Source organism: Mycolicibacterium sp. XJ2546 (assembly GCF_053483195.1).
In genome coordinates, this window is sequence record NZ_JBEFRW010000002.1 from 459,522 (window position 1) to 484,488 (window position 24,967).

Genomic DNA, 24,967 nt, shown 5'->3' on the forward strand with positions numbered 1-24,967 from the left:
CAACGACTCGCCGAGAATCGGTCACGGAATGGTATGAATTTCTGTTCCAACGCTTGACCGCAGCATCTAACGCGTGTGTAATCACAGCAGTGTCATTTCGCGGTTGGCCTGCCGGTTCCGGTGTCGCAGACCGAGATTCGATCACTTGTTCGAATGGGATGGCCACATCTCAACAGCGAGGCTCCATTTCTAGGGATCTACGAGATCAGGTGAGGAGGCGGGAAGATGTCTTTTGAGCAAGGCCATTTCGATCGTGTGGTTCCGTTCGATGACCGACTGTTCGGCTCAGTAGGCAGCGCGCCGCACACCAATATCGGACCGGCACCGGCTGCGATACCCACGCGTCCGCAATTGAGTCTGGTGCCCGACCCAATCGATGTTGCGCCGCCATTGACTCCCGAAGACGACCTCTGGCAAGAGCGCGCACTGTGTGCTCAAACCGATCCGGAGGCGTTCTTTCCGGAGAAGGGCGGCTCGACGCGGGAGGCGAAGCGCATCTGCCAGGGCTGCGAGGTGAAGGACGCCTGCCTCGATTACGCGCTGGCCAACGATGAACGCTTCGGCATCTGGGGCGGGCTCTCCGAGCGCGAGCGCCGCCGCCTCAAACGCGGCATCATCTAGTCCGCGCGCTCTACTCGTCGTCGATCGTCGGGTCGATGACAGAAGGTTCGACCCCCAGGTAGGTGGCCACCTGAGCCACCAGAATTTCATGCAACAAATCGCCGAGTTCGACGGTGTCGTTGGCCCGTCGCTCGATCGGCTTGCGAAACAGCACAATTCGGGCCCGAGTGGCATTACCCCGCACGTCCACCCCCGCCGGTATCAACCGCGCCAGCGCGATCGGCCCGTCCGCAACCACCTCGGGTGGCCACTGCATGGTGTCGGGATCCTTCAGCGAGATCCGCGGTATCTCGTCGACCGCCACGTCGAGCGCGGACAGCCGCTCATGCCAGCGCCGCTCGATGGGTTCGTAGGCCTCCAGCACCGCCATGTCGAATCGCTCGGCGCGGCTGCGCCAGCCGGGCACGGTTGGGGGAAGCAGCGGCCCGCGCATCTCCCGGCCGCGGCGCGATCGCATACGTGCCCGTTCGGCCACGGACACGATCGTAACGGTTGGAGATCGGCCGTCCTGGTACTGCGCGTGTCCAGCAGCTTGCCGGGTGCGTCCGCGATAGCCTTCCGTGCGTGAACGTTCCCCGTCGCTGCTGCCGGCCCGGGTGCCCTCACTATGCGGTCGCGACGCTGACCTTCGTCTACTCCGACTCGACCGCGGTGGTGGGTCCGCTCGCCACGGTGTCTGAGCCGCACTCGTGGGACCTGTGCGTGGTGCACGCCGGCCGGATCACCGCGCCGCGTGGCTGGGAGCTGGTGCGCCATGCCGGACCGCTGCCGTCGCACCCTGACGAAGACGATCTGGTCGCGTTGGCCGAGGCGGTCCGTGAGGGACGCGACGTCGCACCTCCGGTCAACGGCGTCGCCGCCAGCTTTTCCGACCCAACCACTCCGACGCCCGGTGGCATGCTGGTGGCACCGCCGACGAAGCGGCCTGCATCCAACGGACGCCGACGGGGCCACCTGCGGGTGTTACCCGACCCGACCGATTGAGTCACAGCGAAGCCGGCCGGGCCCGGAGTAGCGGCCGTGCAGGCGGCGTCTGACGGCTAGGCTGGCGCCAGTAGTCCACGTCACAAGGAGCTATATGTCTCGGCCCGCCGCGGCGGTTCATCGCGTCATCAAGGCCTATGACGTGCGTGGCTTGGTTGGTGAGGAACTCGACGACGCGTTCGTCGCCGACGTCGGCGGTGCGTTCGCGCGGCTGGTTCGCGACAGAGAATCTCAGGCAGCGCAGGTGGTGGTCGGCCACGATATGCGGGCCAGCTCACCGGCGCTGGCTGCCGCCTTCGCCGAGGGTGTGATGGCCCAAGGTCTCGACGTCGTACGGATCGGGCTGGCGTCGACAGATCAGCTCTATTTCGCTTCGGGCCTGCTGGATTGTCCCGGCGCCATGTTCACCGCGAGCCACAACCCAGCCGCCTACAACGGCATCAAGCTGTGCCGGGCCGGTGCCAAACCCGTCGGCAAGGACACCGGGCTCTCGACCATCAGCGAAGAGGTCATCGCGGGCGTCCCAGGCCATGGCGGCTCGCGCGGCACGATCAGCGACCGCGATGTGCTCGCCGACTACGGCGAGTTCCTGCGGTCGCTGGTGAACCTGACCGATCTGCGTGCGCTAAAGGTTGCCGTGGACGCGGGCAACGGGATGGCAGGCCACACCACGCCCGCGGTGCTCGGCCCGATCGCGGCGGTCACCCTCGAACCGATGTACTTCGAGCTCGACGGCACGTTCCCCAACCACGAGGCCAACCCGCTGGACCCGGCCAACCTGCTCGACCTGCAGGCCCATGTGGTCGAGTCCGGCGCCGATATCGGGCTGGCCTTCGACGGGGACGCCGACCGGTGTTTCGTCGTTGACGAGCGGGGCCGTCCGGTATCGCCGTCGGCGGTGACCGCGCTGGTCGCCGCGCGCGAACTGGGCCGCGAGATCGGCGCGACGGTGATCCACAACTTGATCACCTCGCGGGCGGTGCCCGAACTGGTCGCCGAGCGTGGCGGTACACCGGTGCGCTCACGGGTCGGGCACTCCTATATCAAGGCGTTGATGGCCGACACCGGCGCCATCTTCGGCGGCGAGCACTCCGCGCACTATTATTTCCGCGACTTCTGGGGCGCGGACTCCGGCATGCTCGCCGCGCTGCACGTGCTGGCGGCGCTCGGCGAGGCGGACCGGCCGCTGTCGGAGCTGATGGCCGACTACCAGCGCTACGAGGCCAGCGGCGAGATCAACTTCACGGTCACCGACGCCGAGGCGTGTGTGGTGGAGGTGCTCAAGGCGTTCGGCCCGCAGATCCAATCGATCGACCACCTCGACGGCGTGACCGTCGACCTGGGCGACGGGAGCTGGTTCAACCTGCGCATGTCCAACACCGAGCCGTTGCTACGGCTCAACGTGGAGGCCCGCACCGTCGAGGAGATCGACACGATCGTCGGGCAGGTCTCCCGGACCGTGAACGCTCAAATGCCCGAGGAGTCAGGGGCCGTCACGTGAACGCGACCCGTGCCGCCGTCGACCTCGACGATGTGGACGGTTTGCTGGCCGCTGACCGTGACGGTTTGCTGCGCGGAGCGTCGATGGCCGGTGCCCAGGTGCGCGCCACCGCCGCCGCACTCGCCGAGGGCGAACTGGATGGCCTGCGCGCCGAACAATCACCCCGCACCCTGATCTGGCTGGCCGATCGCGGCAACGCCCAGACGGCCGGGTCGCTGGTTGCGGCCGCGGTCGGCGGGTCGGTGACCGCGCCGATCGTCGTCGCGGCGGAGGTACCGCCCTGGATCGGCGCGTTGGACGTGCTCGTCGTCGCCGGCGACGACGCCGGTGACCCCGTGCTGGTGTCGGCGGCGGCCACCGCGTTGCATCGCGGCGCCCGGGTCGTGGTGGTGGCGCCCTTCGAGGGCCCGCTGCGCGACGTGGTCGCGGGCCGCGCCGTCGCGCTGGCGCCACGGGTGTGGGTGCCCGAGGAGTTCAGCCTGGTGCGGTACCTGGCCGCCGGGTTGGCGATCCTGTCCGTCGTGCAGCCGAGCATGCGGTTCGATCTCGACGCGTTGGCCGACGAACTCGACGCCGAGGCGTTCCGCAACAGCGCCGCCCATGAGCTGTTCACCAATCCCGCCAAGACGCTGGCCGACCGCATGGCCGACCGGCAGGTGGTGTTGGCCGGTGACACTCCGGCGACGCTGGCGTTGGCGCGGCACGCGGCGGCGGTGATGTTGCGTGTCGCGCACCGGGTGGTCGCGGCGGCCGGCCTGGCCGATGCGGTCGCCGCGCTGCGCGCCGGGTTCGGTGGTGCGCCCGGCGTCGACCGGTTGTTCCATGACGAAGAGATCGACGGCGCGCTGCCCGAGCGGGTGCGTACCTTGGCGCTGACCACCGACGCCGAACGGCAGGTGGTGGTGGCGCGGGTGAGCGGGCTCGACGGCGTCGACGTGCTCGACGCCGAGGACGTGCCGGAGGCGGCCACCGGCGAGGGCGTCCCGACCTCCGGCAACGGCCGCCCCGAACAACAATTGGCGATCCTGGCGGTGCGGCTGGAGATGACGGCCGTTTATCTGAAACTGGTTCGAGGTTAAGCAAGTGCACCTGCTACGTGGCGCGGTGCGGACCTATGCGTGGGGTTCGCGGACCGCGATTGCCGATTTCACTGGACGGCCAAGCCCCACAGCACATCCCGAAGCGGAGCTGTGGTTCGGGGCCCACCCGGGCGACCCGGCGTGGCTGCAGACCGACGACGGTGAGCGGTCGCTGCTGGAAACGGTGCGCGACGACCCCGAGGGCCAACTGGGCGCGGCGGTGTGCAGCCGGTTCGGCGACAGCCTGCCGTTTCTGCTCAAGGTGCTCGCCGCCGACGAACCGCTGTCGCTGCAGGCGCATCCGAGCGCCGAGCAGGCGGTGGAGGGGTTCCACCGCGAGGAGCGGGCAGGCATTCCGATCTCGGCACCCAACCGCAACTACCGCGATCCCAGTCACAAACCCGAAATACTCGTCGCCCTAGGGCAATTCGAAGCGCTGGCCGGCTTCCGGCCGGCGGGGCGCACGGTCGAGTTGATGCGCGCGCTGGACGTCAGCGCCCTGGACCCGTTCATCAACCTGCTCGGCGGCCAATCCGACGCCGATGGTTTACGCGCCCTGTTCACCACCTGGATCACCGCGCCGCAGCCCGACATCGACGTGTTGGTGCCCGCGGTGCTCGACGGCGCCATCAATTACGTGCGCTCGGGCAAGCGCAAGTTCGCCGCCGAGGCCAAGACCCTGCTCGAGCTCGGGGAGCGCTATCCCGGCGACGCCGGCGTGCTGGCCTCGCTGCTGTTGAACCGGATCAGCCTGGCACCGGCCGAAGCCATCTACCTGCCCGCAGGCAACCTGCACGCCTACCTGGAGGGGGTGGGCGTCGAGGTGATGGCCAACTCCGACAACGTGCTGCGCGGCGGGCTGACCCCCAAACACGTCGACGTTCCCGAGCTGCTGCGGGTGCTCGACTTCACCCCCGCGGCCGATGTGGTCATCCGTCCCGAAATAGCCAGGGACAGCATGGAAGGCGGTATGGAGCTGGTCTATGACACGCCCGCACCGGAATTCGCGGTGTCGGTGCTGTGCATCGACGGCGACCAGCTCGGCCACGAGATCGACGCGCCGACCCGCAACGACGGTCCGCAGATCTTGTTGTGCACGGAGGGGTCAACGGTGGTGCACGCCAAGTCGGGCAAGGTGACGCTTCAACGCGGCTCGGCGGCGTGGGTGTCGGCCGACGACGGCCCGATCCGGTTGGTCGCCGCGGAGCCGACGAAGCTGTTCCGGTCCACCGTGGGAATCTGACGGGCTCAGTGCTTGGCGTTGCGGCCAATCGGCAACACGTGCCTGACCGCGACCGCCACGGACCCGATAACCAGGCCGATCACCGCTGACGCTGCGGTGTTGACGAGCCAACTCGTCAGCGCGCCGATACCTTCGGCCGCGTGGCGGACGAACTCCTCGGCGTGGTGGACGAGCCCGTAGGGGGCATGCCATCCGACCTCGTCGGTGCCGAGGAGAAGGATGTGTCCGCCCACCCACAGCATCGCCACCGTGCCGATCACCGACAGCGCGGCGAGCAGTTTGGGCATTCCGGCGACCAGTCCCCGGCCGATCTTCTGCGCGGCCGCCGAGGTCCGCTGCGTCAGGCTCAGCCCGACGTCGTCCATCTTCACGATGGCCGCGACGACGCCATAGACCGCGGCGGTGATGGCCAACGCGACCACCACCAGGATGATCAACCTGGGCCAGAACCGTTCGCCGGCGACCTCGTTGAGCGCGATCACCATGATCTCCGCGGACAGGATGAAGTCGGTGCGGATTGCGCCCGCGGTCATCTGCTTTTCGACATCACCGCCGACCGCCGTGGTTGGCACGGCGTGGGACTGGTGGCCCAGGATCTTGCCCCAGACCTTCTCCGCGCCCTCGTAGCACAGATACGTCGCGCCGATCATCAGCAGCGGTGTCAGCAGCCAGGGCAGGAACTCGCTGAGCAGCAGCGCGGCCGGCAGGATGAACAGCAGTTTGTTGCGCAGCGACCCGATCGCGATGCGCTTGATCATCGGAAGTTCGCGGTCGGCGGTGATGCCGTGCACGTACTGCGGGGTCACCGCGGTGTCGTCGACCACCACACCGGCGGCCTTCGCGGTCGCGCGTCCGGCGGCGGCGCCGATGTCGTCGACCGATGCGGCCGCCAGCCGGGCCAGCGCCGCGACATCGTCGAGAAGCCCGAACAGCCCCGCGCTCATCGTGTTTCTCTCATCGCTTCGAAGATTACCGGCTCTTTGGCGGCCCGCTTCTGCGCCAGCCACAGCCGCATGTTGTGTCGGATCGTGCGGGCGACCAGGCGCGGCGAGGGCACCATGTAGAGGCTGTCGAGCAGGCTGAACCGGCGCAGGAACCATTCGGCCAGAACGGGATCCGTCTCGGCAGCACCGAGAAACTGGTCGAACAGCGAGCCCACCGGTTTGTACCACCACGGTGAGGGCCCGGTGGCCCGGTGCATGGTCAGGTCGCCGATGGCGTTCATGGTCCACACCGGAAACGTCGTCTTGGCGGTGGCGCGGAGGGTTTCGCGGACCACGTCGGCGCCCGGTGTCTCAAGGGCCCGCTTCAGATGACCGGCCTGAAGCGAGGTCATCGACATGCCCTGGCCGAACGTGGGATTGAAGCTCACTACGGCGTCGCCGAACGGCAGGATGCCGCCCGGTAGGCGCTGCAGTTTGTCGTAGCGGCGCCACCGGCTGGCCGGATATTTGTGGTGGGCGACGTCGTCCAGCGGGGTGCCGCGCCGTAGCGCGGACGCCACGTGGGCGGGCAGGATCTCGTCGGCCAACGCGCACATCTGCGCGAAGTCCTGCGGTGGCGCGACCTTGCCAACGCCGAACGTGGTGACGTTCCAGATGCCGTCCTCGTAAAGCAGCATGCCGATTCCCAGCGGCTGATCAGCCGACGCGCCCGCCACGACGACCTTCTCGCTGAGCAGGCCGTCGGGAACCCGGACGCGCTGGCTGGTGTAGGCGATGCCGACGAACACGACGTCCTCGCGGGGCCGCTCATAACCCCAGTTCTGCAGCCACACCGGTAATCGGGTACCGCGGCCGGTGGCGTCGACCACCAAATCGGCGGGCAGCACCGCGCCGGATTCCAAGTGCACCCCGGTCACCCGCTCGCTGCCGGGGTCGAAGCGCGGTTGGGTGACCGCCGCGTGGATCTTCTCGACGTTGTCGAGCGCCGAGACCCGTTTGCGGAGCTGCCATTCCAACTGCGGGCGGCTGGGCACGTAGGCGGTGAACTCGTTTCGCAGCCGATGCGCGGTGCCGAGCACATGACCGGCCGCGCCGAAGTGGATGCAGTCGGGCCGATTCTCCAGGATCGGCACACCCTCGGAGACCATGCCGTCGAGCAGTCCGGGGAAGTGGGTTTCGAACTCCTGGGCGCCACGCGCCATCAACAGATGCACATGCCTGCCCTGCGGGACGGCGGACCGGTTGGCGGGCGCATCGGGCAGTTCGTCGCGCTCACAGAGCGTCACCCGGTCATAGAAGTCCGACAACACCCGCGCCGCACACAGGCCGGCGATGCTGGCCCCGATGACAACCGCGTGTTCGGCAGTCCGCCCCATTGAGCAGAGGGTACTCGCTACATTGCGGTCAGCGGATCAGGAAGGAATGCCAATGACGCGGCGGACCAAGTCGGTAGAACAGTCCATCGCCGACACCGACGAACCCGGTACGCGGCTACGCAAGGACCTCACCTGGTGGGACCTCACGGTGTTCGGCGTCTCGGTGGTGATCGGCGCCGGTATCTTCACGATCACCGCGTCGACGGCGGGAAACCTGACCGGCCCGGCCATTTCGATCTCGTTCGTGATCGCGGCGGCCACCTGCGGGCTGGCCGCGCTGTGTTACGCCGAGTTCGCGTCGACGGTGCCGGTGGCGGGCAGCGCCTATACGTTTTCCTATGCGACGTTCGGTGAGTTCGTCGCGTGGATCATCGGCTGGGACCTGATCCTCGAGTTCGCCGTGGCGGCCGCGGTGGTCGCCAAGGGCTGGTCGAGCTATCTCGGCACCGTGTTCGGCTTCGGTGGCGGCACGGTCAATGTCTTTGGCCTGCAACTGGACTGGGGCGCGCTGCTGATCATCGCGTTCGTCACGTTCATCTTGGCGGTCGGCACGAAGCTATCCGCGGGGGTGAGCCTGGCGATCACCGTAATCAAGGTGGCGGTGGTGCTGCTCGTGGTGGCTGTCGGCGCGTTCTACATCAAGGCGGCGAACTATTCGCCGTTCCTGCCGCCCGCGGAAGCCGGCCAGGGCGGCAGCGGCCTCGAGCAGTCGTTGTTCTCGCTGATGACCGGGGCTCAGGGCAGCAGCTACGGGTGGTACGGCCTGCTGGCCGGCGCGTCGATCGTGTTCTTTGCGTTCATCGGTTTCGACATCATCGCGACCACCGCAGAGGAGACCAAGTACCCGCAGCGCGACGTGTCGCGCGGCATCCTGGCCTCGCTGGCGATCGTCACCGTGCTCTACGTGGCGGTCGCGGTCGTGCTGACCGGGATGGTGCATTACACCGAGTTGCGTGCGGCGGGGGAGGACGCGAACCTGGCCACCGCGTTCGCGGCCAACGGAGTGGACTGGGCGGCCCAGGTCATCTCGATCGGCGCGCTGGCCGGTCTGACCACCGTCGTGATCGTGTTGGTGCTGGGCCAGACCCGGGTGCTGTTCGCGATGTCGCGGGACGGCCTGCTGCCCCGTGGCCTGGCCAAGACCGGCGCCCGTGGCACGCCGGTGCGCATCACGCTGCTGGTCGGCGCGGCGGTCGCGGTGACGGCGTCGGCGTTCCCGATGGACAAGCTCGAGGAGATGGTCAACATCGGCACGCTGTTCGCGTTCGTGTTGGTCTCGGCCGGGGTGATCGTGCTGCGGCGCACGCGCCCGGACCTCAAACGCGGCTTCCGCGCGCCGGGCGTCCCGTGGCTGCCGATCGCTTCGATCGTGGCGTGCATCTGGCTGATGCTCAACCTCACCGCGGTGACGTGGATCCGGTTCCTGATCTGGATGGCCATCGGCGTGGTGCTGTATTTCCTGTACGGCCGCGGTCACTCGGTGCTGGGCCGCCGGGAAGCCACGGCGATTTCGGCGCGCTGAAGGACCCTCACGGGGCATTTGCGCGCCGAACTCGCAGGGTTAGGTTTACAAAGTCACTCTGTATGTCTAGACAGCCGACACGAAGACCTCTATAGTCAAGCGAACACGTGATGGCACTCACTTCGGGAGGCTTGCAGTGACGACACAGATGTCTGAACCCCAGACCGCGGAGCAGTGGCGGGACAAGAAGCGCTACCTGTGGCTGATGGGGTTGATCGCCCCGACAGCACTTTTCGTGATGCTGCCGCTGGTGTGGGCGTTCAACCAGTGGGGCTGGCACGTGGCGGCGCAGGTGCCGTTCTGGATCGGTCCGATTCTGGTCTACCTGCTGTTGCCCGCGTTGGACCTGCGCTTCGGACCCGACGGGCAGAACCCGCCCGACGAGGTGATGGAGCGGCTGGAGAACGACCGGTACTACCGGTACTGCACCTACGCCTACATCCCGTTCCAGTACGCCAGCGTCATCGTCGGCGCGTACCTGTTCACCGCCTCGGACCTGAGCTGGCTTGGCTTCGACGGCGGACTGGGTTGGCCGGCGAAGATCGGCCTGGCGCTGTCGGTGGGGGTCCTCGGCGGCGTCGGCATCAACACCGCCCACGAGATGGGGCACAAGAAGGACTCGCTGGAGCGGTGGCTGAGCAAGATCACGCTGGCGCAGACCTGCTACGGGCACTTCTTCATCGAGCACAACCGCGGCCACCACGTCCGCGTGGCGACACCGGAGGATCCGGCGTCGGCGCGGTTCGGGGAGACGTTCTGGGAGTTCCTGCCGCGCAGCGTGTTCGGGTCGCTGAAGTCGGCATGGGAACTGGAAGCCAAGCGGCTCGAACGGGCCGGAAAGAGCAAGTGGCACCCGTCCAACGACGTGCTCAACGCGTGGGCGATGTCGGCGGTGTTCTACGGCGTGCTGATCGCGGTGTTCGGCGTCGCGTTGATTCCCTACATCGTGATTTCGGCGGTGTACGGCTTCATGCTGCTGGAGACGGTCAACTACCTCGAGCACTACGGCCTGCTGCGCCAGAAGCTGGAAAGCGGCCGCTACGAGCGCTGCACGCCGGCGCACAGCTGGAACTCCGACCACATTGTGACCAACCTGTTCCTGTATCACCTGCAGCGGCACAGCGATCACCACGCCAACCCCACCCGGCGCTACCAGACGCTGCGCAGCATGGCCGGTGCGCCCAACCTGCCCAGCGGCTACGCGTCGATGATCACGCTGACGTACTTCCCGCCGCTGTGGCGCCGCGTGATGGACCACCGGGTGCTCGACCACTACGACGGCGACATCACCCGCGTCAACATCCACCCGCGGGTGCGCAACAAGGTGCTCGCCCGCTATGGGGCCGGCGATGAGCGCTCGCGCGAAGGGCGGAGTGCTCGAGCATGAGCGCCTACCGCTGCCCGGGTTGCGACTACCTCTATGACGAGGTCAAAGGCGAACCGCGCGAAGGCTTTCCGGCCGGCACCCCGTTTTCCGACATCCCCGACGACTGGGGTTGCCCGGACTGTGCGGTACGCGAGAAGGCCGACTTCCAACCCGCGAGTTAACGCAACGAAAGGAGAGACCGTGGACTACAAGGTGTACGAATGCCTGGTGTGCGGGTTCGAGTACGACGAAGCCAAGGGCTGGCCTGAGGATGGCATCGCGCCCGGCACCCGCTGGGAAGACATCCCCGAGGACTGGACCTGCCCCAACTGCGGCGCGGCCAAGTCGGACTTCGAAATGGTCCAAGTCGCGCGCCGGTGACGCCATCTGCGCGAGCGCGGCGGCAGAAAACGCTAATGTCGCGCGTGTGAGTCCACCGCGCACGAAGCGAACCGCGCAGCGCATCCCCTACGCGGAAGCGTCCCGGGTGTTGCTGCGTGACTCCATCCTGGACGGTATGCGCGATCTGCTGCTCACCCGCGACTGGTCGGCGATCACGCTGTCGCACGTGGCCAAGGCCGCCGGCATCAGCCGCCAGACCATCTACAACGAGTTCGGATCGCGCCAGGGCCTGGCGCAGGCGTATGCGCTGCGGTTGGCCGACCGGCTCGTCGACCACGTCGACGACGCGATCGAGGGCAACGTGGGCGACGTCTACTCCGCGTTCCTGCACGGTTTCCGCGACTTCTTCACCGAGTCGGCCGCCGACCCGCTGGTGATGTCGCTGCTGAACGGCGAGATCAAACCGGACCTGTTGGCGCTCATCACCACCGACAGCGGCCCGATCATCACCCACTGTTCGCAGCGGCTGACGGCGACGTTCGTGCACAGCTGGGTGGCGTGCAGCGACGACGACGCCGGCATGCTGGCCCGCGCGATCGTGCGGCTGGCGATGAGCTATATCTCGATGCCGCCGGAGGCAGATCACGACGTCGCGGCGGACTTGGCTAGGCTGCTTACGCCGGCCGCTGAACGCTACGGTGTGATCGCCACCGATTAGCCACGACGCTGGCCGGGCAAGCTTGAGCCAAACCACATGCCCCAGAAAGCCCCAGGAAGAGAGCTCCATGACGACGACTGAACAGCGGCTGACCCCTGACGTCCGCAACGGCATCGACTACAAGGTGGCCGATCTGTCCCTTGCTGAATTCGGTCGCAAGGAGATCCGGCTCGCCGAACACGAGATGCCCGGGTTGATGGCGTTGCGCCGCGAGTACGCCGATGTGGCGCCGCTCAAGGGTGCGCGCATCTCAGGATCGCTGCACATGACCGTGCAGACCGCGGTGCTCATCGAGACCCTGACGGCGCTGGGCGCGGAAGTGCGCTGGGCGTCGTGCAACATCTTCTCCACCCAGGACCACGCCGCCGCCGCGGTGGTCGTCGGTCCGCACGGCACCCCGGAGGAGCCGCAGGGCACCCCGGTCTTCGCCTGGAAGGGCGAGACGCTCGAGGAGTACTGGTGGGCGGCCGAGCAGATGCTCACGTGGCCGGGCGAGCCCGCCAACATGATCCTCGACGACGGCGGCGACGCCACCATGATGGTGCTGCGCGGCGCGCAGTACGAGAAGGCCGGTGTGGTGCCGCCCGCCGAGGACGACGACCCGGCCGAGTGGAAGGTCTTCCTGTCGGTGCTGCGCGAGCGCTTCGAGCAGGACAAGACCAAGTGGTCCAAGATCGCCGAGGCCGTCAAGGGCGTCACCGAAGAGACCACCACCGGTGTGTTGCGTCTCTACCAGTTCGAGGCGCAGGGCGAGTTGCCGTTCCCGGCGATCAACGTCAACGACTCGGTGACCAAGTCCAAGTTCGACAACAAGTACGGCACCCGGCACTCGCTGATCGACGGCATAAACCGCGGCACCGACGTGCTGATCGGCGGTAAGAAGGTGCTGATCTGCGGCTACGGCGACGTCGGCAAGGGCTGCGCGGAATCGCTGGCCGGCCAGGGCGCGCGGGTGGCGGTCACCGAGATCGACCCGATCAACGCGCTGCAGGCGCTGATGGACGGCTTCGACGTGCGCACCGTCGAGGAGGGTATCGGCGAGGCCGACATCGTCATCACCGCGACCGGCAACAAAGACATCATCACACTCGAGCACATGCGGGCGATGAAGGACCAGGCGATCCTGGGCAACATCGGCCACTTCGACAACGAGATCGACATGGCTGCGCTGGAACGCTCCGGGGCCAAGCGGATCAACATCAAGCCGCAGGTCGACCAGTGGGTGTTCGACGACGGCAAGTCGATCGTCGTGCTGAGTGAGGGTCGGCTGCTCAACCTGGGCAACGCCACCGGGCACCCGTCGTTCGTGATGAGCAACAGCTTCTCCAACCAGGTGATCGCCCAGATCGAACTGTGGACCAAGAACGACGAGTACGACAACGCGGTGTACCGGCTGGCCAAGCATCTCGACGAGAAGGTCGCACGCATTCACGTTGAGGCGCTTGGTGGTTCGCTGACCAAGCTCACTAAGGAGCAGGCCGAGTACATCAACGTCGACGTCGAGGGCCCCTACAAGCCGGAGCACTACCGGTACTGATCGGCATCGTTATCGGTAGCGGGCGAGGCCGTCTCGCCCTCACAGCATCGTTGTTGGCCGCTGCGCTGTTGGTTGCGCCGGTGCCGGTCGCCGCTGCGGCGGCGCCGGACTGGTCCGGCCTCGACGCGCGCCATTACGACGGGCCAATTCCGTTAAATGCCAAGTTGATTCAATCGGTACCGTTGAATCCTGCACTCGCGGTGCGGGGTTCGGCGCACGCTTATCGGATCCTGTACTCGACAGTCGATCAGCACGGCGACCCCGCGGTGGGCACGGCTGCGGTGTTCATGCCAAACGGTGAGCCACCGCAGGGTGGTTGGCCGGTGATCGCGTGGGCGCACGGAACGGTGGGGCTGGGTGATGACTGCACACCCTCTGCGCTGCCGCGCAGCCCACGCGACGACGAGTACCTGACGCACTGGCTCGACCAGGGCTATGCGGTGGTGGCCCCCGACTACGTCGGTTTGGGCACACCGGGTTTGATGAGCTACCTCGATAGCGTGCCCACCGCCCGCGGCGTGATCGATTCGGTGATCGCCGCGCACCAGGTGGACGTGCCGCTGTCGCCGAAGTGGGCCATCGTCGGCCAGTCCCAGGGCGGCGGTGCGGCGGTCAACAGCGCCCGGTGGGCCACCGAGTTCAGCGACGGCAGCGGGCTGGACTACCGCGGTGTGGTGGCCACCGGAACCCCCGCCAACATCGAACGGGTGGTCAAGCTAGCCGCACCCGACATGAAGTTGCCCGCCGAACTCGGCCCGGCCGCCAACAGCTACGCCGCATACATCCTGGCGGCCTTCGCCGAAGCGCGTCGCGACATCGACATCGACTCGGTGCTCACCCCGGCCGGACGCGACGCGGTCGCCAAGGCCGCGACGATGTGTAAACCGGAACTGGATCGCGAGCTGACGGGCATGACCCCGGCGAAATTCTTCAGTGCGCCGCTGATGTCGCTGCCGGGGATCTCCGAGGCGCTCGACGACTACATGGGCACACCGGACCGCGGCTATGACCGACCGATCTTCCTCGGGGTCGGGTTGTTGGACCGCGATGTGCCGCCCCAGTCGACACTGACGTTCTATGACGAACTGGTGGCCAACCACCAAAACGTGGAGCTGCGGGTATATCCGGACCTAGACCACGGCGGAACCGTGCTGGCGTCACTGCCGGATTCGACGCCGTTTCTGAAAGCGGCGTTCACCCAGCCTTGATCACATGGCTTCGGGGCGTTCCACCGGGCCGTTCTGCTCACCGTCGCGGGTGAGGACGCTGATCATCCCGTTCGGTTCGAGGTAGGCCTGCTGCACGCTCGTGATGTCGTGGATGCCGTGCAGCCGCAGCTGCGATTCGACCTCTTCGCGGCTCATGAATTCCCGATGCATCGTGTGTCGATTGAGCTCGCCCTCGCGGATCAATGGTTTAGGGCGCGCCTTCACGAGGCGCGAGAAAGCCGGAAACCGGTAGGACACCGCGTCGACGGCGACGCTCCAGAACAGGATCGTCACGATGACGACGAAGCCGTCGGCCAACGTCGAATCCTGCGTATACAGCGCCGGCCCCGCGGCTTGGGCCACCAGCACGATGATCAGCACATCGGTGACCCCGAGGCCCCCGGACTCACGCTGTCCGACGATGCGCATCAGGATCAACAGCGCAACAAACGTAACCGTGCCGCGGGCGATGCTTTCAACCAGGGGCAGGGCCGGTATGAAGATCGATTGCCAATCGAGCATGGGCGCCTTCGGGTCTGACGTTGACGCCAGTGAGTACCCCGCCGCGCGGCGGCCAAACCGATTACCCGCGGCAGGGTTTCGCCGCAGCCGGAACAGCGTCTCGCCCGCCCGCGGCGCCACCATCGTGTCCGGATCAGCAGCAACAGCCTCCCGGCCCACCGATGCCGGGTCCAGGTAGGCCAGATTCGCTGTGTGGCAGAGGCTTTCGTCGATAATCGTTGCCGGGGTGACCCGCACGCGCAGCCCAGGTGCGTGACGTGCACCTCGGACAGTCCCTCGATGCCCGGCGTACCCGATCTCGCCGGGTCCCGTCGGCTTTACGTTTTCGCGGCCCGGGGTAACCTCCGACCGACCGCCGAGGAGGAAGTGTTTCGTGGCCGATGGCGCCGGCGCCGGATAGCGATCGCCATGTTCGATTCGGTCCTTGACACGCTCGGCCACGCGTGGTGGGCGTATCCGCTGATCCTGCTGTTCTGCACGTTCGACGCCGTCGTCCCTGCGCTGCCCAGCGAGACCGCGTTGCTGACCGGAGGCATCCTCGCCGCCGACGGCGCGATGGTGCTCGGCTGGGTGATCGTGATGGCGACCATCGGCAGCTTTCTCGGCGACAACCTCGCCTACTGGATCGGCCGCTCCGCCGAGGGGCGGGCCCGGCGCTGGATCGCGCGCGGCGAAAAGGCCAGCCGGCGCCTGGACTGGGCGCAGGAAGAACTGGCCAAGCACGGGGGAGCGTTGGTGATCGTCGCGCGGTTCATCCCGGGCGGCCGCACGGCGACCACGGTCACCTGCGGGGTGCTGCACTTCCCGTATCGCCAGTTTCTGGTGTTCGACGCGGTCGGCGCGGTGCTGTGGGCGACCGTCAACACGCTGATCGGCTATCTCGGCGGACGCGCGTTCGCCGACAACACGCTTGCGGCGTTCATCCTGTCGTTCGGCGTGGCGCTGTCGCTGGCCGGAGCCATCGAGCTGATCCGATGGCTGCGCCGTCGCCGCGACCGGTGACCACAAGGTTTACGGCGGCCCGATTCGGCAAGGAGCGCGTGATGAGCGACTACGGACGCGACCTGCTCTTCGGCACCTTCACCCGGTCAACGATCCCGCCGGCCAAGCCGTCGAGCAGCCCGTCGTGGCCGACCGGGCGGGCCTGGACCTGGTGACATTCCAGGACCACTCGTACGTCGCGAAGTTCCACGCCCGCGGCGGCATACCACTGCTGTTCACCGAGCGTCTCGTGGACAAGCAGCTCCGCGATTATGCGATCAAGTCGATCTCAGCTGTGGCGTAACAACTCTCGCGCCTCGGCGTAGCATTCGTGTCCGCCACACTTGCCGCGTTGCTGCGTGGCTGGCCGATCTTCTCAATGAACTCGGCGCCGCTGCGGAGAGGAACGGCGCGTCCGCTTCGGCGGCCGTCGCCCTGGTAAGCAGCGTCTTGCCGGTACGGGCGGGTCGGTCAACAGCACACCTTAGCGCACCTTGGTGCCTTGCCCGGGGCCTCGGCGGGTCAGCCGAACCACCCTGCACCGCAGCAAGAGTCATCTTTCCCGCTGCCAAGGAGGCCGGGGGGCGTTGAGGTCGAACCGCACGCCGACCATCCTGATCACGAAGCACACGGACGCGGCGCCCAGCGTCGCCGCGATGTTCTGATAGTCAAGGCTGTGCACTATCGCCGCGCATCCGGCGCCCACCATCGCCGGGATCGCGTACAGCTCGCTGCGGAAAACGACAGGTACCTGACCGATCGACATGTCGCGGATGGTTCCCCCGCCAACCGCGGTGATGGTGCCGACGACGATCGCCTGCACGACGCCGAAGCCGAGGCCGAGTGCCTTATAGGAGGCGAGCACCGCGAACACACTCAACCCGACCGCGTCGAGCGCGGTGATGGGCATGGTGAACCGTTCCAGCGCCGGGCTTAGCACGAACGCGATCGATCCGCCTCCGGCAGCGACGGCCAGGTAGCGCCAGTCAACGAAAGTTGCGGGCGGAAGGGCGTTGAGGAGGACATCGCGGATGACGCCACCGCCGAGCCCGGTGAGCATGCCGACAGTGACGACGCCGAAAATGTCGAGGCGCGTGGCGCGCATCGCGACCAGTGCACCGTTGAGCGCGAACGCGAACGTGCCGATGAGGTCGAGCGCCAGCAAGAGCGGCGTTTCGGTCGACATTCCATGGTGTATACCCGAGGCAGCGGGTAAGCGACGCGTTCACAGCGCTTTGCGCTGTGTCACGCTTACCCGGCGGCGATACGGCCGGCGATCGTGACGACCCGTTCGGCGAGGTGGTCGAGCGCGGCGTTGGTTGCGTCATTGACCGGTGTTTTGTTGTCGCCGCCGGTGATATGGCTGACGCCGTACGGGTTGCCGTCGGCGAACTTGAGTTCGTTGGTGTAGCCGGGCGGCACGATGATGCCGCCGAAGTGCATCAGCGTCACATACAGGTTGATCAGCGTGGTTTCCTGGCCGCCGTGAGCGGTCTGCGACGAGGTGAACCCTGCGTAGACTTTGTCCGCGAGCTTGCCCTGCGCCCACAGCCCGCCGAGCGTGTCGATGAATGTCCGGAACGACGCTGCCGGAGAGCCGAATCGGGTTGGTGAGCCGAAAATCACCGCGTCGGCCCAGACGATGTCGTCACCGGTGGCGGCCGGCTTGTCCTTGGTGGCCTCGTAGTTGGCGGTCCAGGCCGGGTTGTCGGCGAACGACGCCGGGTCACGAGTCTCGGCGACGTGTCGCAACCGCACCTCGGCGCCCGCATTCTCGGCGGCTTTGGCCACGCGGCGCGCCATCGTCGTACCGTGTCCGGTCGCCGAGTAGTAGATCACCGACAGCCTCACCATTTTTTCGTCTCCTCCACGTCGTCAGGCAGGACGTGTTCTCGCCTACCCCACTTGAGCCCGAGGAAACCTGGCGCGCTGTGCGCCGATGCGGGGTTTCGAGTCGCCGATAAGGGATACGTTTGGGTCAAACACCGCCTTTGGTAGGGGAGTGCCATGTCTGCCGACAGTTTCGGAACCCGCGATCGTCTCACCGTGGACGACAGCACGTACACGATCTATCGACTCGACCGCATCGAGGGTTCGCAACGTCTGCCGTACAGCTTGAAGGTGCTGTTGGAGAACCTGCTCCGCAACGAGGACGGCCGGTTGGTAACGTCCGAGCAGATCAACGCGCTGGCGGCATGGGACCCCACCGCCGAACACGGGCGGGAAATCGCCTATACGCCCGCGCGGGTGCTGATGCAGGACTTCACCGGGGTGCCGTGTGTCGTCGACCTGGTTGCGATGCGTGACGCCATCGCCGACCTCGGTGGTGACACGCAACGTATCAACCCGTTGTGCCCGACCGAGTTGGTCATCGACCACTCGGTGATCGCCGACGTGTTCGGCAGACCCGATGCCTACTTGATCAACGCAGAGCTCGAGTTCGAGCGCAACGAAGAGCGCTACCAACTGCTGCGCTGGGCGCAGCAGGCCTTCGCCGACTTTTCCGTCGTACCGCCCAACACGGGGATCTGCCACCAGGTGAACCTGGAGTACCTGGCCCGGGTGGTATTCACCAGCAACGGTGACGATGGCCCGGTGGCCTACCCAGATACGTTGGTGGGCACCGACTCTCACACGCCGATGGTCAACGGCCTCGGGGTCCTCGGGTGGGGCGTCGGCGGCATCGAGGCCGAGGCGGCGATGCTCGGCCAGCCGATGAGCATGCTGGTCCCGCAGGTTGTCGGCTTGAAGCTCACCGGTGAGCTGCAACCCGGTACCACCGCCACGGACCTGGTGCTCACCGTGGCGGAGTTACTGCGGCGTACCGGTGTGGTCGGTAAGTTCGTCGACCTCTACGGGCCAGGCGTGGCCAACGTGCCGCTGGCCAACCGGGCCACCATCGGCAACATGAGCCCTGAATACGGCTCGACCGTCACGATTTTCCCGATCGACGGCGTCACCCTGGACTACCTGCGGTTGACCGGGCGCCCGGAATCCCAGATCCGGCTGGTGGAGGCGTATGCCAAGGAACAGGGTCTGTGGCATGACCCAGACCGTGAGCCGGTGTACTCGCAAGCGATCGAATTGGACCTGAGCACGGTCGAGCCGTCGATCGCAGGTCCCAAGCGACCGCAGGACCGCATACCGCTGCGGCACGCACCGGATGCGGTGGCGTCGCTGCTGGCCGGTACGCCCACGACCGCTGAAGCGCTCAGCGGCGTCGATCGGGCCTCCGCGCTGTCGTTCCCAGCGAGCGACCCCATCGCGGTGCGTAAGAACTCCCCGTCCGACAAGCCGCGCAAACCCCGTGATTTCGGCACCGATAACGAGTGGCCGTCCAACCCCGTGACGGTCGAACTCGGCGACGGTGGCCGCACCGAGTTGGACAACGGGCACGTGGTGATCGCAGCGATCACCTCCTGCACCAACACCTCCAACCCGTCGGTCATGGTGGGTGCTGCGCTCTTGGCCAAGAAGGCCGTCGAACGGGGCCTGAGCCGCAAACCCTGGGTCAAAACCTCGTTGGCGCCGGGTTCCCGAATCGTCACGGACTATTACGAAAAGGCTGGCTTGACACCGTATCTGGACAAGCTCGGCTTCAACTTGGTTGGCTACGGCTGCACCACCTGCATCGGTAACTCCGGGCCGCTGATCCCGGAGGTGAGCAGGGCCGTCACCGACAACGACCTGACCGTGTGCTCGGTGTTGTCGGGCAACCGCAACTTCGAGGGCCGCATCCATCCCGAGTGCAAGATGAATTTCCTTGCCTCGCCGCCGCTGGTGGTTGCGTACGCGTTGGCAGGCAGCCTGCACGTGGATCTGTTGGAGGATCCGTTGGGTACCGGCGCCGACGGGGAACCGGTGTACCTGCGCGACGTCTGGCCGACCGAGGCCGAGGTTGCCGACGTCGTTGGCGCGCATCTGAAGGCCGAGATGTTCACGACGTCCTACGGCGATGTATTCACCGGTGACGAGCACTGGCGCAACCTCGACGTGCCGAGCGGTGACACCTTCCAATGGGCGCCCGATTCGACGTACGTGCGCCAGCCACCGTATTTCGAGGACATGACCGTCGAGCCGCAACCAGTGGCCGATATCACCGGCGCCCGGGTGCTGGCCAAGCTAGGTGACTCGGTCACCACCGACCACATCAGCCCGGCCGGGGCTATCAGCCTCGACTCGCCAGCCGGAAAGTATCTGTCGGAGCACGGGATCGAACGCAAAGACTTCAACTCGTATGGGTCACGCCGGGGCAACCACGAGGTGATGATCCGCGGCACGTTCGCCAACATCCGGTTACGCAACCAGCTCGCGCCCGACACCGAGGGGGGCTGGACCCGCGACTTCAGCCAACCGGACGGGCCGGTCACCACGATCTACGACGCGTCGGTGAACTACGCGGCGGCCGGGACACCGTTGGTGATCCTGGCGGGTCAGGAGTACGGCTCCGGTTCGTCACGCGACTGGGCGGCCAAGGGCACGCTGTTGTTGGGTGTACGGGCGGTGATCGCCGAATCCTACGAGCGCATACACCGCTCGAATCTCATTGGCATGGGCGTACTTCCGCTGCAGTTTCCGGCGGGCCAGAACGCCGACTCGTTGAACTTGACCGGCGAGGAGACATTCGACATCACCGGTGTCACCGCGTTGTCGGATGGGATTCCTGACACGGTGCACGTGCGTGCGGGCGATGTGGAGTTCGACGCGGTGCTGCGCATCGACACCCCCGGTGAAGCCGACTACTACCGCCACGGCGGCATCATGCAGTACGTGCTGCGGCGACTGCTGGTCGGCACCGATGGCTGACGCTCACACGAGCTCCACGACGTTTTCGTACCGGGGCCACAATGCAGCGTCCACACCCCTGGAGTGCGCGTACCCGTCGGCGCCGCGGGCGTCGTGGACATTCAGACTGACGCCGTCGACACCAGGACGAATGTGCGCACTGGACCGGCGACCGATGCGCGACACATGGAGAAGAGCGGCTCCGACATTTCCTCGGCGAGAACAACTTCCAATGGGCCGGAATCGGCGCTGAGCACTACGTGAATCCGGTGTTCTCGGTGTTGCACATCGAGCGCAGGCAGCGCATCGATGCGGTCGTCACCTAGCGCTTCACGCGCGAAGTACTGGGCGGCCTGGACCGAATGCGGAAGAGATGTGCGGCCGCGCAGGAATCTGTTTTCGAGCCTGCCGTCGAGATACAACCGGACGAGTTCGGCCGAATCTGCGGAGTCGACTCGGCCGTAACACAGCCCCGCAGGCAATACGAGCATCGTCGCCGCGAACCGATCACCACCCAGATGTGAGCATTCCCATGTTAATTCGGGGTAGCGCGCCGCGATCGTCGCGGTCGCCGCGCGCCCGCGAACGGCGCAGCATTGATCATGCCTGCCATGTGCGCAGACGGCGACGAGCGGGTCGGCGGACAATCCGCCGTCGGAGCCGTCGAGTGCGAAATCCAGATACTCGCTTGGATTGCTGACCTCGCCCTCATACAGCGCCTCGCTGCCGGGATCAGCGTGGGCTATGAACCATCGCCATCGCTTTGTCGCGGACCGACGGCCGGGGCGGCGGATGGCAGCGACCCGCATGCGCGCCCCCTCGAAACGGCGAGCGATGGCGCGGCCGAGGATGGGGTCGACGACACCTGGTGAATCCAGAAACGCCGAATGTCCCCAGGCGCCGGGTAGTTCCAACAGGACCCAGGCACGTCCGGCCGACGCCGTTCCATACATCGGGTCGGCGCGGAGCAGAGACTGATCGCTGCACGGGGGCCGCTTCGCCGCGGTCATCCTCGTTCAGTCGGGATCGAGGTTGGATGTTCGTGGGCGGGGATCACGATTCCCTCCCGGAGCAGCCGTCGAATCAGCACCGTCGAGTCGGCGCGGTCAAGACCCGGCAGGGAGTCCGCGTCGGCGATGAGCCCGCCTCGAAGCGCCTCGACGGCGAGTGCGCACGAGTTCGGGAAAGTCATGGTTTTGTCCCGTAGTCGTAACAGGAGACGGCCGCAGTGCCGATCAATGGTGCTTCCGAGTCCAGGGCGCCACCGCACCGTGACAACGTCCGCGTGTTCAGCAGCCGCGAGTGCGGCCAATGGTCGCACCGACATGGGTCGGGTGCGTTGTGAGTGCCTTCGCGACAGCTGCACGCCTGCGCTCTCACCGAGTTCCGTAGCGCGATGGCGCAAGGTGTCGGCTACTTCGAAGATGACCTTGGTTGCCATCGCTGTCATTTCGTCGTGGTTGGCGGGATCGATGCCTATCGGTAACGATTCCCTGAACTCGTCGACGACGGTCAGCGCGTCGACGACCGCCTGCACGATATCGAGACCCGTCGAGGTGGAGATACCGATCGTCAGGTGGATCGACGTGGTGTCGAGCGCGTGCGCCGAATGTATCCATCCGCGTGGCAGATACAGTGCGTCGCCGGCAGCCAACGCGGTATCGATGACCGGGGCGCCGTCGACACGTTCGCTGATCGCGGCACGGCGCTCGGTCCACGGCTGCGATGGCAAGGGGTTATCGTGTACCGGCTGGTGAACGATCCACCGCTTCTCGCCGGCCACCTGCAAGACGAATACGTCGTGAACGTCGTAGTGCGGGTCGAAGCCCCGGCTGGCCGCAGGGGTGACGTAGGCATTGGCCTGCGTGGGGTGGCCGACGTCATCGACCACGCCGCGAACAAACTCGATCACCGGTGGCCATAGCCGATGCAGTCCTTGCAGCACGATCGTTGCGCCAGAGGCGAATTCAGTCAACACCTTGTCTGAGTCGACCTGATCCGCTATCTCTGCACCGAAGCCAGCAGGACCGAGATAGCACTCCCGGTCCAGCAGGTCGCCGTTCCTGGCCATCCGGATGAACGGCGCGCGAACCCCGCGCTGGGCGATCAGCTCATCGACGGCCGACGGCGACAGCAGATCGCTGAAGTCGCGGGGTAGCGCACCGGACCGGCTGAGCAGGGGCCTTCGACCCCAATACTGGGTCGCGAACGACCCAGCATCGGTGGCAATGCAGCGACTCAGCATCGGTTACGCGGTTCCGTCTGCCCCGCCGTCGTGTCCTTGTGGGTTGGAGCCGCCGTCGGCGGGCCCTTCTCCTGCGGTCCCGTCGGCGCCGCCGTCGTGTCCTTGTGGGTTGGAGCCGCCGTCGGCGGGCCCTTCTCCTGCGGTCCCGTCGGCGCCGCCGTCGTGTCCTTGTGGGTTGGAGCCGCCGTCGGCAGGTCCTTCGCCGCCGCTCCCGGAGGTGGTCATATCGTCGTCGTCGAGCGCCATGATGGTCCCTTCTTTGGGTTTGCTTTCTCTTGTCACCGCAGTGCGCCCCGTTATTGGTCTGCTGCCTGGGCTGTTGGACTGGTTCGCAGAAGCGGCGTCATAGGAATTGCCAACCCGGCCGCGAACCAAACGAAGCGGTACATCGGCGTCGCGCTGACGGGGCGTGCTGCGGTACCCGGCGGGCACTCGCTTCTAGGCGCGCCCGCGCCCCCTAGCGGGTTGATCGCACGCATCTGCTGGTGCGAGCAATCAACCCGTTAAGCATGCCCTGGGCCACCGCGCGGGATTAATTCAGCAGTCTCCATGGCGATCGGGTGGGCGGCCAGGATTGCTACGCCGGATACTCGTCGCGTTTGCGCGGCCAGTCGGTGAAGTCGGTGCCGCGCCCCTTGGGTGCCCGGTCCAGCAGCTGCCACGTCGCGTTCAGCGCTTCGGTGCCGCGGTCGTAGGTCGAGTAGGTGTGATAGACCATCCCGTCCTGCAACGCGAAACAGCTCAGCGCCATCAGCTCCATCACATCGAGCATGCTGCCGCTACCCGACACATAGTCGCGGCGCGCCGTCGGAACGTGCATGTACTCGAAGAAGTCGGCGTCGAAGCCGCTGCCGCCCGACGACACCCATTCGATGTCCCATCCCATCCGCTGCTTGTACGCGGTGAGCACCGGAAGCAGTGAGCGCGACGACAACAGAAAGGTCACGTCCCGGCGCGCCAAATGCGGCACCGCGCCGACCAGGTTGTCGGTTTCGAAGGTGCAGCCGGGGCAGCCGTCGGGGGTTTTCGGCCCGTGCATGAAGTGCCGCACGATCAGTTGGGAGCGGCCGTCGAACAGTTCGGCGAGCGTGCGCTGGCCTGCTGTCGTGTCGAACACGTACTGCTTGTCAACCGGCACCCAGGGCAGCCCCTGACGCTCGGCGGCAAGCACAGTGGCTCGCCGGGTCAGTTCCTTTTCTTTCGCCAGTTGCCGTTCGTAGGCGGCGCGCCACTGTTTGCGCGTCCCGACCGTATGCGTGACGGATCCAGTCATCGTGTCCTTTCGCAGATGGAAGGTTCAACGGGCAGACCTTCGGCGGCGGCGAGACTCATCGCCGTTACGCTCGCCGCGTGATCATCGTGATCGAGGGTGTGGACGGTGCGGGCAAACGCACCCTGACCAACGGCCTGCGCGCCGCGTTCGAGGGCGACGGCAAGACGGTCGCCAGCCTCGACTTTCCCCGCTACGGCCGATCGGTGGAAGCCGATCTGGCCGCCGAGGCGCTGCACGGTGGCCACGGTGACCTCGCCGATTCGGTTTACGCCATGGCGGTGTTGTTCGCGCTGGATCGGGCGGCCGCGCGCGCCGAGATCGCCGAGCTGACCGCGGCCCACGACGTCGTGATTCTGGACCGCTATGTCGCCTCCAACGCCGCCTACAGCGCCGCGCGGCTGCACGAGGGCGTCGACGGCGACGTCGTCGCATGGGTGCGCGAACTCGAATACGGTCGGCTCGGGATGCCCGCGCCCGACTGGCAGGTGCTGCTCGATGTGCCGACCGAGCTGGCCGCCGAGCGTGCGGAGAACCGTGCCCGCCAGGAGGCCGACCGCGCGAAAGACGCCTATGAGCGCGACGACGGGCTGCAGCGGCGCACCGCGCAGGCCTACGCCGGGCTGGCCGCGGCCGGCTGGTGCGGGCGGTGGCTGGTGGCCGGTCCGGACGTGGATCCGGCCGCCCTGGCTCACGAGCTGGGTTGACCGCGAAACCGACGCT

26 protein-coding genes are annotated in these 24,967 nt (G+C 66.7%); 16 read left to right on the top strand and 10 right to left on the bottom strand.

From position 1 onward, the window contains the following. Positions 1 to 225: 225 nt before the first annotated feature. On the top strand, positions 226 to 621 hold the full coding sequence (locus ABQE44_RS05775) for a WhiB family transcriptional regulator (protein ID WP_448393089.1): 396 nt from the start codon (positions 226 to 228) through the stop codon (positions 619 to 621). A gap of 10 nt (positions 622 to 631) precedes the next feature. Here ABQE44_RS05775 and ABQE44_RS05780 read toward each other — a convergent pair whose 3' ends face one another. Next, a complete protein-coding gene (locus tag ABQE44_RS05780) occupies positions 632 to 1,054 on the bottom strand; it encodes a metallopeptidase family protein (protein ID WP_448393147.1) in 423 nt (140 codons plus the stop codon). 131 nt (positions 1,055 to 1,185) lie between these two features. Here ABQE44_RS05780 and ABQE44_RS05785 point away from each other — a divergent pair, with 131 nt between their 5' ends. The 4 genes from ABQE44_RS05785 to manA all read left to right on the top strand — a co-directional run bounded on the left by ABQE44_RS05785 (position 1,186) and on the right by manA (position 5,428). After that, a complete protein-coding gene (locus ABQE44_RS05785; protein WP_448393090.1) occupies positions 1,186 to 1,605 on the top strand; it encodes a DUF3499 domain-containing protein in 420 nt (139 codons plus the stop codon). Positions 1,606 to 1,699: 94 nt separating this feature from the next. Beyond that, positions 1,700 to 3,106: a phosphomannomutase/phosphoglucomutase gene (locus tag ABQE44_RS05790; protein WP_448393091.1), complete on the top strand. Its 1,407-nt coding sequence runs from the start codon at positions 1,700 to 1,702 to the stop codon at positions 3,104 to 3,106. Further along, positions 3,103 to 4,185: a TobH protein gene (locus ABQE44_RS05795; RefSeq protein WP_448393092.1), complete on the top strand. Its 1,083-nt coding sequence runs from the start codon at positions 3,103 to 3,105 to the stop codon at positions 4,183 to 4,185. The genes ABQE44_RS05790 and ABQE44_RS05795 overlap by 4 nt, the downstream gene beginning before the upstream one ends. Before the next feature lie 4 nt (positions 4,186 to 4,189). Continuing rightward, positions 4,190 to 5,428 (top strand): mannose-6-phosphate isomerase, class I, encoded by a 1,239-nt coding sequence (gene manA / locus ABQE44_RS05800; RefSeq protein ID WP_448428692.1) that lies wholly within the window; start codon positions 4,190 to 4,192, stop codon positions 5,426 to 5,428. Positions 5,429 to 5,433: 5 nt separating this feature from the next. Here manA and ABQE44_RS05805 read toward each other — a convergent pair whose 3' ends face one another. Together ABQE44_RS05805 and ABQE44_RS05810 are read right to left on the bottom strand one after the other, a co-directional pair. Beyond that, positions 5,434 to 6,372 (bottom strand): DUF808 domain-containing protein, encoded by a 939-nt coding sequence (locus ABQE44_RS05805; protein ID WP_448428694.1) that lies wholly within the window; start codon positions 6,370 to 6,372, stop codon positions 5,434 to 5,436. Then, positions 6,369 to 7,748, bottom strand: coding sequence for an FAD-dependent oxidoreductase (locus ABQE44_RS05810; protein WP_448428696.1), 1,380 nt, complete (start codon positions 7,746 to 7,748; stop codon positions 6,369 to 6,371). The genes ABQE44_RS05805 and ABQE44_RS05810 overlap by 4 nt, the downstream gene beginning before the upstream one ends. Before the next feature lie 52 nt (positions 7,749 to 7,800). On the opposite strand from ABQE44_RS05810, the gene ABQE44_RS05815 reads away from it, so the two are divergent. From ABQE44_RS05815 to ABQE44_RS05845, 7 genes are all read left to right on the top strand, one after another. After that, positions 7,801 to 9,270, top strand: coding sequence for an amino acid permease (locus ABQE44_RS05815; RefSeq protein ID WP_448428698.1), 1,470 nt, complete (start codon positions 7,801 to 7,803; stop codon positions 9,268 to 9,270). A 148-nt stretch (positions 9,271 to 9,418) separates the two neighbouring features. Further along, complete coding sequence (locus tag ABQE44_RS05820) at positions 9,419 to 10,657, top strand: alkane 1-monooxygenase (protein ID WP_448393097.1); 1,239 nt, start codon at positions 9,419 to 9,421, stop codon at positions 10,655 to 10,657. Next, positions 10,654 to 10,818 carry a rubredoxin gene (locus tag ABQE44_RS05825; protein WP_448428700.1) on the top strand — a complete coding sequence of 55 codons (165 nt, stop codon included), beginning with the start codon at positions 10,654 to 10,656 and terminating at the stop codon, positions 10,816 to 10,818. The genes ABQE44_RS05820 and ABQE44_RS05825 overlap by 4 nt, the downstream gene beginning before the upstream one ends. A 19-nt stretch (positions 10,819 to 10,837) precedes the next feature. After that, positions 10,838 to 11,017: a rubredoxin gene (locus ABQE44_RS05830; protein ID WP_448393099.1), complete on the top strand. Its 180-nt coding sequence runs from the start codon at positions 10,838 to 10,840 to the stop codon at positions 11,015 to 11,017. 46 nt (positions 11,018 to 11,063) lie between these two features. Continuing rightward, positions 11,064 to 11,696: a TetR family transcriptional regulator AlkX gene (gene alkX, locus ABQE44_RS05835; protein WP_448393100.1), complete on the top strand. Its 633-nt coding sequence runs from the start codon at positions 11,064 to 11,066 to the stop codon at positions 11,694 to 11,696. Positions 11,697 to 11,763: 67 nt separating this feature from the next. Then, positions 11,764 to 13,233, top strand: a complete 1,470-nt coding sequence (gene ahcY / locus ABQE44_RS05840; RefSeq protein ID WP_448393101.1) for an adenosylhomocysteinase — start codon at positions 11,764 to 11,766, stop codon at positions 13,231 to 13,233. 50 nt (positions 13,234 to 13,283) lie between these two features. After that, positions 13,284 to 14,441: an alpha/beta hydrolase family protein gene (locus ABQE44_RS05845; protein ID WP_448393102.1), complete on the top strand. Its 1,158-nt coding sequence runs from the start codon at positions 13,284 to 13,286 to the stop codon at positions 14,439 to 14,441. Here the strand turns inward: ABQE44_RS05845 and ABQE44_RS05850 are convergent, their stop codons facing one another. Beyond that, on the bottom strand, positions 14,442 to 15,200 hold the full coding sequence (locus ABQE44_RS05850) for a DUF421 domain-containing protein (RefSeq protein ID WP_448393103.1): 759 nt from the start codon (positions 15,198 to 15,200) through the stop codon (positions 14,442 to 14,444). It lies immediately after the preceding gene. 171 nt (positions 15,201 to 15,371) lie between these two features. Between ABQE44_RS05850 and ABQE44_RS05855 the strand changes: the two genes are divergently transcribed. Together ABQE44_RS05855 and ABQE44_RS05860 are read left to right on the top strand one after the other, a co-directional pair. Beyond that, positions 15,372 to 15,965, top strand: coding sequence for a DedA family protein (locus ABQE44_RS05855; protein ID WP_448393104.1), 594 nt, complete (start codon positions 15,372 to 15,374; stop codon positions 15,963 to 15,965). 124 nt (positions 15,966 to 16,089) lie between these two features. Next, the gene (locus ABQE44_RS05860) at positions 16,090 to 16,248 is read left to right on the top strand and encodes a hypothetical protein (RefSeq protein WP_448393105.1); all 159 of its coding nucleotides are present in this window, start codon (positions 16,090 to 16,092) and stop codon (positions 16,246 to 16,248) included. A 249-nt stretch (positions 16,249 to 16,497) separates the two neighbouring features. Here ABQE44_RS05860 and ABQE44_RS05865 read toward each other — a convergent pair whose 3' ends face one another. Then, positions 16,498 to 17,130: a trimeric intracellular cation channel family protein gene (locus ABQE44_RS05865; protein ID WP_448393106.1), complete on the bottom strand. Its 633-nt coding sequence runs from the start codon at positions 17,128 to 17,130 to the stop codon at positions 16,498 to 16,500. Positions 17,131 to 17,195: 65 nt separating this feature from the next. After that, positions 17,196 to 17,798: an NAD(P)H:quinone oxidoreductase gene (gene wrbA / locus ABQE44_RS05870; protein ID WP_448393107.1), complete on the bottom strand. Its 603-nt coding sequence runs from the start codon at positions 17,796 to 17,798 to the stop codon at positions 17,196 to 17,198. Between the two features lie 153 nt (positions 17,799 to 17,951). On the opposite strand from wrbA, the gene acnA reads away from it, so the two are divergent. Beyond that, positions 17,952 to 20,750: an aconitate hydratase gene (gene acnA / locus ABQE44_RS05875; protein ID WP_448428702.1), complete on the top strand. Its 2,799-nt coding sequence runs from the start codon at positions 17,952 to 17,954 to the stop codon at positions 20,748 to 20,750. A 101-nt stretch (positions 20,751 to 20,851) separates the two neighbouring features. Here the strand turns inward: acnA and ABQE44_RS05880 are convergent, their stop codons facing one another. From ABQE44_RS05880 to ABQE44_RS05895, 4 genes are all read right to left on the bottom strand, one after another. Further along, positions 20,852 to 21,739, bottom strand: a complete 888-nt coding sequence (locus tag ABQE44_RS05880) for a ferredoxin family protein (protein ID WP_448393109.1) — start codon at positions 21,737 to 21,739, stop codon at positions 20,852 to 20,854. Beyond that, positions 21,736 to 22,974: a cupin domain-containing protein gene (locus tag ABQE44_RS05885; protein ID WP_448393110.1), complete on the bottom strand. Its 1,239-nt coding sequence runs from the start codon at positions 22,972 to 22,974 to the stop codon at positions 21,736 to 21,738. Before ABQE44_RS05885 ends, ABQE44_RS05880 begins: the two co-directional genes overlap by 4 nt. Before the next feature lie 3 nt (positions 22,975 to 22,977). Next, a complete protein-coding gene (locus tag ABQE44_RS05890) occupies positions 22,978 to 23,220 on the bottom strand; it encodes a BatC protein (protein ID WP_448428704.1) in 243 nt (80 codons plus the stop codon). A gap of 331 nt (positions 23,221 to 23,551) precedes the next feature. Next, entirely contained in the window at positions 23,552 to 24,247 is a 696-nt protein-coding gene (locus ABQE44_RS05895) for a DUF899 domain-containing protein (protein WP_448428706.1), read from the bottom strand. Positions 24,248 to 24,324: 77 nt separating this feature from the next. Here ABQE44_RS05895 and ABQE44_RS05900 point away from each other — a divergent pair, with 77 nt between their 5' ends. After that, the gene (locus ABQE44_RS05900; RefSeq protein ID WP_448428708.1) at positions 24,325 to 24,951 is read left to right on the top strand and encodes a dTMP kinase; all 627 of its coding nucleotides are present in this window, start codon (positions 24,325 to 24,327) and stop codon (positions 24,949 to 24,951) included. Positions 24,952 to 24,967: the final 16 nt, after the last annotated feature.

Excerpts from the sequence above, each read along its gene's own strand:
- ABQE44_RS05775 (WP_448393089.1), top strand. The coding sequence starts at position 226 with ATGTCTTTTGAGCAAGGCCATTTCGATCGTGTGGTTCCGTTCGATGAC.
- ABQE44_RS05780 (WP_448393147.1), bottom strand. The coding sequence starts at position 1,054 with ATGCGCGGGCCGCTGCTTCCCCCAACCGTGCCCGGCTGGCGCAGCCGC.
- ABQE44_RS05790 (WP_448393091.1), top strand. The coding sequence starts at position 1,700 with ATGTCTCGGCCCGCCGCGGCGGTTCATCGCGTCATCAAGGCCTATGAC.
- ABQE44_RS05805 (WP_448428694.1), bottom strand. The coding sequence starts at position 6,372 with ATGAGCGCGGGGCTGTTCGGGCTTCTCGACGATGTCGCGGCGCTGGCC.
- ABQE44_RS05810 (WP_448428696.1), bottom strand. The coding sequence starts at position 7,748 with ATGGGGCGGACTGCCGAACACGCGGTTGTCATCGGGGCCAGCATCGCC.
- ABQE44_RS05815 (WP_448428698.1), top strand. The coding sequence starts at position 7,801 with ATGACGCGGCGGACCAAGTCGGTAGAACAGTCCATCGCCGACACCGAC.
- ABQE44_RS05820 (WP_448393097.1), top strand. The coding sequence starts at position 9,419 with ATGTCTGAACCCCAGACCGCGGAGCAGTGGCGGGACAAGAAGCGCTAC.
- ABQE44_RS05825 (WP_448428700.1), top strand. The coding sequence starts at position 10,654 with ATGAGCGCCTACCGCTGCCCGGGTTGCGACTACCTCTATGACGAGGTC.
- ahcY (WP_448393101.1), top strand. The coding sequence starts at position 11,764 with ATGACGACGACTGAACAGCGGCTGACCCCTGACGTCCGCAACGGCATC.
- ABQE44_RS05855 (WP_448393104.1), top strand. The coding sequence starts at position 15,372 with ATGTTCGATTCGGTCCTTGACACGCTCGGCCACGCGTGGTGGGCGTAT.
- ABQE44_RS05865 (WP_448393106.1), bottom strand. The coding sequence starts at position 17,130 with ATGTCGACCGAAACGCCGCTCTTGCTGGCGCTCGACCTCATCGGCACG.
- wrbA (WP_448393107.1), bottom strand. The coding sequence starts at position 17,798 with ATGGTGAGGCTGTCGGTGATCTACTACTCGGCGACCGGACACGGTACG.
- acnA (WP_448428702.1), top strand. The coding sequence starts at position 17,952 with ATGTCTGCCGACAGTTTCGGAACCCGCGATCGTCTCACCGTGGACGAC.
- ABQE44_RS05880 (WP_448393109.1), bottom strand. The coding sequence starts at position 21,739 with ATGACCGCGGCGAAGCGGCCCCCGTGCAGCGATCAGTCTCTGCTCCGC.
- ABQE44_RS05885 (WP_448393110.1), bottom strand. The coding sequence starts at position 22,974 with ATGCTGAGTCGCTGCATTGCCACCGATGCTGGGTCGTTCGCGACCCAG.
- ABQE44_RS05890 (WP_448428704.1), bottom strand. The coding sequence starts at position 23,220 with ATGGCGCTCGACGACGACGATATGACCACCTCCGGGAGCGGCGGCGAA.
- ABQE44_RS05895 (WP_448428706.1), bottom strand. The coding sequence starts at position 24,247 with ATGACTGGATCCGTCACGCATACGGTCGGGACGCGCAAACAGTGGCGC.